The following is a 7,073-nucleotide window of genomic DNA, read 5'->3' as shown; positions in this document are numbered from 1 at the left end:
GACAGTGCCGTTCAGAGCACCGCCAACTGCGCCACCGACTGCGCCCACCGTGTTGTTGAGCGTGCCGCCCACTGCGCTGCCGACCTGGCCGACGGTGCCGTTCAGTGCGCCGCCCACTGCACTTCCAACGGTACCGACAGTGCCGTTCAGAGCACCGCCAACTGCGCCACCGACTGCGCCTACCGTGTTGTTGAGCGTACCGCCCACTGCGCTGCCGACCTGGCCGACTGTGCCGTTCAGTGCACCGCCAACCGTGCCGACTGTGCCGTTCAGTGCACCGCCAACTGCGCCGCCAACTGCGCCCACCGTGTTGTTGAGTGCGCCACCCACTGCGCTGCCGACCTGGCCGACAGTGCCGTTCAGCGCGCCACCCACCGCGCTACCAACTGCGCCCGCGGCACCGTGAAGCGTCCCGCCGACAGCACCCACCGCACCACCGACCAGGTTGCCGACGCCCAGCGCGCTGTGCTGTGCGGCCACCGTCCCCTGTCCGGCCAGCTTCAGATTGCGATCGGCCACTACCTCCTGGCCGTCTGGCGCCTGCACGCGCACCTTGCCGGCGACGCCGGCATCGAACGCGGCACTGATGACACGATCATGGGTTTCACCCGGCAGTTCTTCCTTGGCCGGCAGCGTGACTGCCGCCGTCGCCCGGGCCTGGCCCTGCCCCTCGATGTGATGGCCAGCGACCGCCAGATGCGTGTCGGCCTTGCCGTCGACAGTGGCCTTCAGCCCAGGCAGTGATCCGGCGGCTGCACCGCTGAGGCCGGCGACCGCCTGGGCACCCGTATCGATCGCAGCGACCTGGCGGCCAGCGATGCCGACCTTGGCCCTGGCGCGCGCATCGGCGGCAACGCCCAGCGGCGCCTGCGCGCCGGGCGCAACGTGCGCAGCCAGCGATGCATCCACCTGTGCCGCCCTGGCCGCAGCGTTGCCCACGCCAACATTGGCGCGGACATCAGCCGCCAGTGCCGGCACGGCCACCTGTTTCGGCACGGTGTTCGCTGCCAGCTTCACCTGCACGGTGGCCGGCAACACGTCACGTACCACCGGCAGCGACGTGGTGTTCAACTGCAGGCCCAGACGAGCATCCGCGCTGATTGCGGGGCTGTTCTGCGCCTGCCGCGCGGCGGCAGCCAGGGCCACTTCCGCGTCAACCTTGACCGGCATCGGCTGCGCATACTTTGCCGCGAGTGCTTGCAGGTCACGCAGCGATTGATTGGTTTCCGAGGCCCCTGCGTGACCGCTGGCCAGCGCACACAGCAGTGCCAGGGCCAGGGCCGTGGGCATCAGCAGGAAGGCGCGCGGATCGCGTGCGGCGCTGCCGCCGCTGTCGCCGGTGGCCAGTTCCGAGGCCACAACCAGAGCATTGAGCTGGCGGTTCCATACACGCCGGTAGATGCGGTTCATGAGCATTTCCCCCGTAGGCGAACAACTGGAATGTCAGTGGACTTGCCGCTAGGCAGGTGACTGACATTTCAGCGGTTGCAACGAGGGCGGTGCACTTCAATCCGGCACGGCAATCGCGCATTCCGGCAAATCCACGGCCGGAATCGGCAGCCGGCTATGCATAAGCGGCAACACGATCGGCAAGCGGATACGCAATTCCGGCATAAACACCGCAAAAACCCTTGCCGGGCCTGGATCAGGCCGGTTGGCCGATCTGCGCGGGTGCGCGCATCAGGGTGTCGCGCGGCAGTTCGCCGAATACCTTGCGGTAATTGTCGGCGAAGCGCGACAGGTCCCACAGCCCGCAGCTCAGGGCGATCGCCTTCACCGAGCGACGGCTGGAGTCTGCCATCGACAGGCTGCGGCAGGCCGCGCACAGGCGCAGCATGGAGAGGTAGCGGTTCGGCGAGGTTCCAAACAGGTCCTCGAACGCATAGCGCAGGCCGCGCTCGCTGACGCCGGCGGCATCGCAGATCTCGTTCATGTAGATATTGCGACGCAGGTTGAGCCGCATGAAGTTCTCTGCACGCTACGCGATCAGATAATGCGTGCGCCGCGCACGGGTGCAGCCCGGGCGATCCGCCGCACCGGCGCCCAGCAGGGCCTGCACATGCTCGTGCAGCAGGTTCTCGGTTTCATCCGGCTGCAGCCCTGCACCCTGCCCCAGCTGCAGGTGCAGCTGCTGGTAATGGCGCGCCAGCGGCGCGGCGTCGCTGGCCAGGTTGAACAGCGAAAGTGCCTGGCCAGCAGGTGGCGTGCTGCGCAGGCTCAGTTCGGTCAGCTTGCGCTGGACGCGGGCCACCGGCACCAGCATCAGGGTCATGTGCGTGCCCGGGCTCAGGGTGAACTCACTGATGCCCTCCGGCATGATCGTCAGCGCCATGCCCGGCGAGAGCGGCACGCCGTGGCACCAGCTCATCGTTTCATCGGTTGCGTGCAGGTACCCCAGCATCGCCCAGTCCGGCGGCAGCATGAAACGGCCACGGCAATGGAAGCCGCAGCTGATGCTGCAGAACAGGGCTTCCTCGTGCACGCGCGAAGCGAACGCCGCCCGTGGCCCGTTGCCATCCAGCAGCAGCAGTTCGACATCACAGACGCGAAGCACGCCGCTCAGCGTGGCCAGGTCTATCGACCGAAGGCCACTGTCGTCGCTGTCCTCTACCCCACCATCGACCATGACAGTGTTGTCCCCCCGTTGATCCGCCATCCGCTGCGGCCCCCACTGCCTGACAGGGCGCGCAACGATCCAGAATCCATTTCCGTTGCCACGCCGGCGGCGCCGGCGTCGATGCGATCGTACAAATCAATGCAAGAGCTTGAATGCGAGTATGCCCAATAATCGGCAAAGGTAAACCCGCGGCGCTGAATGATGAAACGGGATACACAAGTGAAGAAAATGTCTGAGCAGGTGGCACGGTTTTCGCATGAAACCACAAGGCGAATCACATTATCTACACGACAATGAATCGTTTTGCCTGCGAACGGATTTTCGTCACAAAAACCATCTGGAATTTTCAGGCTTCCGGGGTTTCTGCCGAATTTGCATATAGGTTCCGGTTGCAGCCAACCGCCGTTCAGGCAAAGTCGACATTACGGTGATCGAGCCATCTGATCTGGCCGCACCCAGGGGGACAGCATGACCACGCACGCATCATTGGATGCCTCGACCACCGGCCCCGGGCCGTCCGGTCGCGACCGTGCGGCCAATGTCCCGCCTGGAAACGATCACCCTGCTTGAGCACAGCGGGCCTGTCCCGCCGTGCCTCCTCCGCCAGGACGCGCGGAGGCCCACGGACGATCCCGGCGGAGCCGGGCCACCGCCCAACGCAGGTGTACTGCATCCGCAGACAGGTAGAGGGAGACATTGGTCATGAACGCATCGATCCGCAAATTCCTGAAGGAAGAAGACGGCGTCACCGCGCTCGAGTACGGGCTGCTGGCTGCCGTGATAGCTGGCGTCCTGATTGCGGTCGGCAACGACCAGATCAAGGGGTTCTTCGAAACGCTGTTCAAGAACCTCTCCGCACTGGCCACCAAGGCGTCGGGCTCGACGACCTGAACGGCGACCGCGCGCGGCCGGCAGGGCCGCGACGGCGGGGCGCATGGAACCAGGCGAAGACCGTCCAGTGACGGACGATGGAGTGTGCGATGACAGTGCTGGGATTGTTGGCCATCGGCGTGTGCCTGCGGATCGCGATCAGTGATCTGTATGCCCGTCGGGTGCCCAACACCTGGCTGGTCGCCGCATGCGTGATCGCCACTGCGGTGATCGTGGTCGGCCAGTTCAGTGCGCCGCGCCAGCCGTGGCTGCCCCACCTTGCCGGCGCGGCGGTCGGCCTGTTGGCGCTGTTGCCGTTCCATGCCCTGCGCTGGATGGGCGCCGGGGACGTGAAGTTCTTCGCCGTGCTGGGCCTGATGCTGGGCTGGCAGGCGCTGCTGCCGGTCTGGCTGGTGGCAAGCCTCGCGGCTGGGTTGCATGCCGTACTGGTGCTGGCCGGTCGCCGCCTGGGCGTGCTGCTGCCCGGTCACCTGCAGATGCAGGTCAATCGCACCAGCACGCAGTGGCAAGCGCATCCGGTGCTGCGTGACATGCAGGCCGCCCGCCAGGGACGACGTGGCATTCCCTATGCAGCCTACCTGGCACTGGCCGCCATCGGCTGGGTGCTGGCCAGCATCTACGGAGGTGCACCATGAACATCCGCAGCCCACGCCTGCAACGCGGTGTCGCCAGCATCGAGTTCGCCCTGATGCTGATGCTCGGCCTGTTGCCGCTGCTGCTGTTCACCTTCTCCGGGGTGATGATCATGGCGGCGCAACAGACCCTGGCCACCGCATCGGCCGAAGGCGCGCGTGCCTCGCTGCGCTACGGCACCGCCAGCGAACGACGCACCGCCGCCTGCGTCGCCGCACGCACCTCGATGCAATGGTTGCTGCAGTTTTCCAAGCAGAACGTGGACTGCAGCGCGGGGGGCAGCAACGCCATCGTGGTGTCGGCACAGGCACCCTGCGCCGGTCTGGCCACGGCCCAGTGCATGACCGTGACGGTCAGCTACGACTACGCCAGCCATCCCTTCCTGCCCGGCACCGCCACGCTCTACAAGTGGGTGATGCAGGCCCCCATCCGCAGCGTCGCGGTCGCGCAGCTCGATCTCGGCAGCGGCAATTGATGATCGGTACTTTGGAGATGGTTCCATGCTCAAGTTGACCCGCATCGCTGCCGTCGCCCTGATCGGCCTGGCCGTGCTGCTGGCGCTGATCGCCTTCATGATCGGGCGCAAACCCGCCGCACCTGCAACGGTCGCGCCGGTCGCTCACAACGAGACCCAGGCGATCACCGTGGTCGAAGCCGTGGCACGCCTGCCTGCGGGCGAGCCGATCAGCGCCAACGGCCTGCGCCTGGCCCAGCGCACCGCACCCGTCCCCGGCGCCGCTACCAGCATTGCCGCCGTGACCGGCAAGGTGCCGGTGCAGGACATTGCCGAAGGCAGTGTGATCAACGGCAGCGCATTGGCTCAGGGCTTCTCGCTGCAGCTGCGGCCGGGCGAGCGTGCCCTGGCCGTGCCCGTGGACGAACTGGTCGGTGCCGGCAACCGCATCCTTCCCGGTGATTTCGTCGACGTCTTCCTCAACCTGCGCAACGCCCAGCCCAACATCAACAGCCCTGGCGAAGCGGCGCAGACGCGCCTGCTGCTGTCGCGCCTGCGCGTCCTGAGCTACGGCCAGCAGGACATCGTGCCGCTGGCCACAGAGACTACTTCCGACAGCGAGGCCGACACCCGCAACGACCCGCGCGCTGCCGACATCACCGGAAGTGGCAGCACGCAGAGCAGCAGCAATGAAGCGCCGCAACCCGCACGCAGCGCGGTGCTTGCGGTACCGGTGGCCGACGCCAACCGGCTGCTGCTGGGTGCGCAGCAGGGCAAACTTTTCCTGGCCCTGCGCAATCCCGCCGATACCGGCCTGCCCGACCTGGCGTTGTTCCCGCAATCGCGCGGAGTGATCGACCCGCTGCGTGGGCTCGACGCCGAACAGCAGCTCGCCCTGCAGCGGCCGGAGAACCACGCCTTTGCGGGTATCGACAGCGACGCGCTGGCCGGACGTGGCAGTGCACCGCCACGCAGCACCCCGGATGCACCGACGCGCGCGCCGGCGTCACGTCGCAGTGCACCGCGCGCGTCGGGGATCGAGATCATCCGCGGCGACAGTTCCGCATCCCGTGCCTCCCTTTGACCTGCATCGAGTGCATCCATGACCGAACGTCGCCGCCGTCCACGCCTCTCCCTCCGCCAGCGCTGGCTGGCCCTGCTGCTGGTGCTGCTGGCGCCGGCAACGAGCGTGGCCGCCGATGACCTGGTGCTGCAGGCGCGCGAGCAGCGTCCCTGGAACCTGCCGGCCGACCTGGAGCGGGTGGCCATTGCCGACCCGGGTGTAGCCGACATCGTGATGCTGCGCGGGCAGCGCCAGGCGCTGCTGGTCGGCAAGACGCCTGGCACCACCACCCTGCTGCTGTGGCACCGCAGACAGGCCGAGCCACAGCGGTTGACGGTACGGGTGCAGAGCGCCGTACAGGGCGCCGCCAGCACCGGCGGTACCGGGCTGGTGTTCACCCAGCAGGACCAGCAGGGCCTCCTGCAGGGAAGCACCGACAGCATGCTCACGCACATGCAGGAACAGCGCACTGCGGCGATGGCGCTGGGCAAGGACGGCATGCTTGCCGATGCGTCCACCATCAACAGTGGGGGCGTGGTCCAGGTCGAGGTCAAGGTGGTCGAGTTCAACAAGACCGCGATGAAGCAGATCGGCATCAACTTCCAGAACCGCAACGGCGGCTTCGCCTATGGCTTCGCGCGGCCCGGCACTGGCCTGCCCGGCAATACCGGCCTGCTGCCCGGCATGAAGGAAGGCAACAGCAGCAACGAGGCCGTGTCGCCGATTTCCTCGGCGTTCCGGCTGGTGTTCGGCTCGACCAAGGGACTGTGGAACGCCGATGTCGAACTGCTGCAGAGCAATGGCATGGCGCGCGTGCTGGCCGAGCCGACGCTGGTGGCACTGTCCGGCCAGAGCGCCAGCTTCCTGGCCGGCGGCGAGCTGCCGATCCTGGAGCCGCAGGGGCTTGGCACCACCACCATCACCTACAAGCCCTTCGGCATCGGCCTGACCGTGACCCCAACGGTACTGGCGCCGAACCGGATTGCGCTGAAAGTGGCGCCGGAGGCGAGCGACCTGGACTACAGCAACGCGATCGTGCTCAACAACGTGCAGATTCCCTCGATCACCACCCGTCGCGCCGATACCACGGTCGAGCTGGGTGATGGCGAGAGCTTCGTCATTGGTGGCCTGGTCAGCTCCAACATCGTCTCCAACGTCAACAAGATTCCACTGTTGGGCGACCTGCCGATCATTGGATCGTTCTTCCGCAACTTCGACTACAAGCGCCAGGACAAGGAACTGGTGATCATCGTCACCCCGCGTCTGGTGCAGCCGCTGGCACGCAACGCCGAACTGCCGCTGCCTGGCGAGCGCGAAGCCAAGCCGCATCTTCCCGAATGGGGGTCGTGGTTGCTGGGGCCGGTCAGCCAGGACCCGGTGCCCGGCTTCTCGCGCTGACTTCCATGACGCCTGCG

General features: G+C 66.8%; 6 protein-coding genes and 1 pseudogene. 5 read left to right on the top strand and 2 right to left on the bottom strand.

From position 1 onward, the window contains the following. Together RCF13_RS03710 and RCF13_RS03705 are read right to left on the bottom strand one after the other, a co-directional pair. The coding region (locus RCF13_RS03710; RefSeq protein ID WP_308140883.1) for an ESPR domain-containing protein at positions 1–1,410 on the bottom strand (1,410 nt) is incomplete at its 3' end. A 235-nt stretch (positions 1,411–1,645) separates the two neighbouring features. Continuing rightward, positions 1,646–2,626, bottom strand: a pseudogene (locus tag RCF13_RS03705) (helix-turn-helix domain-containing protein). Between the two features lie 693 nt (positions 2,627–3,319). Here RCF13_RS03705 and RCF13_RS03700 point away from each other — a divergent pair. The 5 genes from RCF13_RS03700 to RCF13_RS03680 all read left to right on the top strand — a co-directional run bounded on the left by RCF13_RS03700 (position 3,320) and on the right by RCF13_RS03680 (position 7,056). Beyond that, complete coding sequence (locus RCF13_RS03700) at positions 3,320–3,508, top strand: Flp family type IVb pilin (RefSeq protein WP_005416979.1); 189 nt, start codon at positions 3,320–3,322, stop codon at positions 3,506–3,508. Positions 3,509–3,597: 89 nt separating this feature from the next. Then, the gene (locus RCF13_RS03695; protein WP_134969148.1) at positions 3,598–4,143 is read left to right on the top strand and encodes a prepilin peptidase; all 546 of its coding nucleotides are present in this window, start codon (positions 3,598–3,600) and stop codon (positions 4,141–4,143) included. After that, the gene (locus RCF13_RS03690; RefSeq protein WP_061479834.1) at positions 4,140–4,616 is read left to right on the top strand and encodes a TadE/TadG family type IV pilus assembly protein; all 477 of its coding nucleotides are present in this window, start codon (positions 4,140–4,142) and stop codon (positions 4,614–4,616) included. The genes RCF13_RS03695 and RCF13_RS03690 overlap by 4 nt, the downstream gene beginning before the upstream one ends. A gap of 25 nt (positions 4,617–4,641) precedes the next feature. Then, a complete protein-coding gene (gene cpaB, locus RCF13_RS03685) occupies positions 4,642–5,679 on the top strand; it encodes a Flp pilus assembly protein CpaB (RefSeq protein ID WP_134969147.1) in 1,038 nt (345 codons plus the stop codon). An 18-nt stretch (positions 5,680–5,697) separates the two neighbouring features. Further along, a complete protein-coding gene (locus RCF13_RS03680; protein WP_061479832.1) occupies positions 5,698–7,056 on the top strand; it encodes a type II and III secretion system protein family protein in 1,359 nt (452 codons plus the stop codon). Positions 7,057–7,073: the final 17 nt, after the last annotated feature.

The organism is Stenotrophomonas maltophilia group sp. RNC7 (assembly GCF_030910085.1).
GTDB lineage: Bacteria > Pseudomonadota > Gammaproteobacteria > Xanthomonadales > Xanthomonadaceae > Stenotrophomonas > Stenotrophomonas sepilia.
The sequence above is the reverse complement of the archived record's forward strand: the minus strand, read 5'-3'. Positions and strand labels throughout refer to the sequence as shown.

Excerpts from the sequence above, each read along its gene's own strand:
- RCF13_RS03700 (WP_005416979.1), top strand. The coding sequence starts at position 3,320 with ATGAACGCATCGATCCGCAAATTCCTGAAGGAAGAAGACGGCGTCACC.
- RCF13_RS03690 (WP_061479834.1), top strand. The coding sequence starts at position 4,140 with ATGAACATCCGCAGCCCACGCCTGCAACGCGGTGTCGCCAGCATCGAG.
- RCF13_RS03695 (WP_134969148.1), top strand. The coding sequence starts at position 3,598 with ATGACAGTGCTGGGATTGTTGGCCATCGGCGTGTGCCTGCGGATCGCG.
- RCF13_RS03680 (WP_061479832.1), top strand. The coding sequence starts at position 5,698 with ATGACCGAACGTCGCCGCCGTCCACGCCTCTCCCTCCGCCAGCGCTGG.
- cpaB (WP_134969147.1), top strand. The coding sequence starts at position 4,642 with ATGCTCAAGTTGACCCGCATCGCTGCCGTCGCCCTGATCGGCCTGGCC.